Origin of the sequence: Endozoicomonas sp. ALC013 (genome assembly GCF_049310205.1) — a bacterium.
GTDB lineage: Bacteria > Pseudomonadota > Gammaproteobacteria > Pseudomonadales > Endozoicomonadaceae > Endozoicomonas.
In genome coordinates this window covers 1-1,666 of record NZ_JBLYNS010000358.1, presented here as the reverse complement: position 1 = coordinate 1,666, position 1,666 = coordinate 1, and the positions used below count along the sequence as shown (strand labels likewise).

At 46.3% G+C, this 1,666-nt stretch carries 2 protein-coding genes; both read right to left on the bottom strand.

Annotation, left to right across the window (positions count from 1 at the left end):
* On the bottom strand, nucleotides 1-758 hold a 758-nt coding region (locus ACO6V1_RS23825; protein WP_422469060.1), incomplete at its 3' end, for a hypothetical protein.
* Nucleotides 759-995: 237 nt separating this feature from the next.
* Nucleotides 996-1,666: RAP domain-containing protein (locus tag ACO6V1_RS23820; protein ID WP_422469058.1), on the bottom strand; the 671-nt coding region annotated here is incomplete at its 5' end.

The following is a 1,666-nucleotide window of genomic DNA, read 5'->3' as shown; positions in this document are numbered from 1 at the left end:
AGGTTGGCGATTTCCTGTGGTTTAAAGTGAGCTTTCTGTGCGTTCACGTGAGGCAACAGCGCGGCCACAGCCTCGTTGAGCTCTGGTCTCTGCGCCTGCCCGTTGTTCGCCAGTTTTGCCATGGCCCACAGCAGGTTGGCGATTCCCCGGGCATCAATATCCCTGGCTTCAGGTTTTTGGTTGCAGTTAAATATTATTGCATCAAGTAGCCTTGACAATAAGGCAGCTTGTGTAAGCTTAACACGCTCATCCATGGGTTTATGAGGGGTAAAAACACCTGCCGAAGTGAATGAGTGAAGTGTTGTCGTCAGACTTCGCCAATTCCAGCTTTGCGTTGCGTTAAAATTTTTCAGGAAACATATCAGCTGGCTTTGTTCCGCTCGATTTAACGGTCTTTTAGCAGCTGACGTGTATTTTTTAATTGAACTGGCATATTGACCGTGATGTCTCCCATCATAGCGATGACCGATCCGAGCAGATTGATTCACCAGACCATCCATTATTTCCTGTTTGATGAGGTTATTAAAATCCTGAGCGCGGTTTACTGAACGGCGCTGTAGATTTTGAGAAGAGCATGTGGCGGAAGAATAGTAAAATTCATTACGTACCGGGGCTGTGCGGGGGGGATGACCCCACTGTCTGACTGTGGCATGTCTGTATCGCCCACGCCGTGAAGAAGCGGCGTGTTCATTCGGTCGGTTGTAATCATTACCTGATCTTGCGTATTGACCACTGATACCAGCAGAGCTTCTATCCATAATTATATTTCATTAATTCATGAAAATATAAAAAGCAGACTGCGGTTCTGCTCAGAAGTTCATTTTGCTGAAGTATCTATAAACATAAACGGTTGGGAAAACACCTCTACTCCTGATGCCATTAGTCCGTTATTTGCAAATCATCCGGGGCGAGATGTATGGGCAACAGGTGTTCAACGCTGGCATTCCTTCCCGGAATGTGAAAGAGGTTCTTGAGTCATGATGTGAGGAAGGCAATTACTGGCTGTTTGTTTTCTTCCTCTTTGTGGGTTTACCGGGTTGCTCCCCTGAATGTTCTTCGGCAGTTAAGTAACCGGGATCTGAGGGTTGCCTGCCTTTATCAGGTGTAACGTATGCCTCATCTGCCCACCTTCTTTTAAGTGATAGAGAGCCATGACGTTGTGGTGGGATGCCTACCCTGGCCTTTATTTGATCAATACATCGTTTCATTGAATCCCGGTTCCAAAGCATGTTAATCGGGATTTCAATGACCTCAAATCCTGATTTTTGCAGCAATGCGATTTTAAGCAGAGTAGAACCATTCCTGGTTTTGAAATCACCACCCACATAATGAGACGGTCCCTGAACTTCAATCACCATGTTATGATCTGGCAGAAGCAGGTCAACCGGCGGTAGTGAGTTCAGATTCTTTTCTTCTTCAATCTTCAACGATGGAATGCGTGATTGGAGTTGATCGCGGAAGTCGGATTGAGGTTTTGAAATGGTTGTCTGGTAATGGGGGACGACTGGACTCGCTCTGCCAAGCCAACTTGCGGCCATGGCAATGATGGATTGTTCTTCTTCATTGTTTGGAGAGGTATTTTCCAGGCGAGTAAACAGGTCATCCATGTGCTTTTCAAGCACGTTATTTTTATTGGCATTGGAGACCAGAGACAACCTGGCACAGC